The 380-nt window shown below is 47.4% G+C and carries 1 protein-coding gene; it reads left to right on the forward strand.

The window, feature by feature from the left end:
- Window positions 1–32 precede the first annotated feature (32 nt).
- A partial coding sequence (locus S1OALGB6SA_RS06350) for an InlB B-repeat-containing protein (protein WP_148084041.1) occupies window positions 33–380 on the forward strand: 348 nt, incomplete at its 3' end.

Raw genomic sequence — 380 nt, forward strand, 5'->3', positions numbered from 1 at the left:
AGATAGATTTATTATCAGAAAGGTGGAATTATATGAAATCCTTTGCATTATTTCTTTTCGGTTTAGCGGCAGCGGCTATTGTTATCGGCTGCAAAAACCCATCTTCGGGTTCGGATACAGACACTACACCATATACGGTTACCTACAATCTAAATGGCGGGACCGGTGCTACTGCTCCGACAGATGCCAATACTTATACTGTTGCCCAAGAGGTGACGGCTGCAGCGAAGCCTGGGGGACTTACGGCTCCTCCTGGGACTCCGCTCAACCATAGATTTATTTATTGGAACACTAAGGCCGATGGAAGTGGCACTAATGTTGCGGTAGGTACTGGAACCATACCTATGCCCAGTGGTGGTTTGACGCTCTATGCCAAATGG

This window comes from Olavius algarvensis spirochete endosymbiont, assembly GCA_900608495.1.
In the GTDB taxonomy this organism is placed as follows: Bacteria; Spirochaetota; Spirochaetia; order DSM-2461; family DSM-2461; genus UBA2779.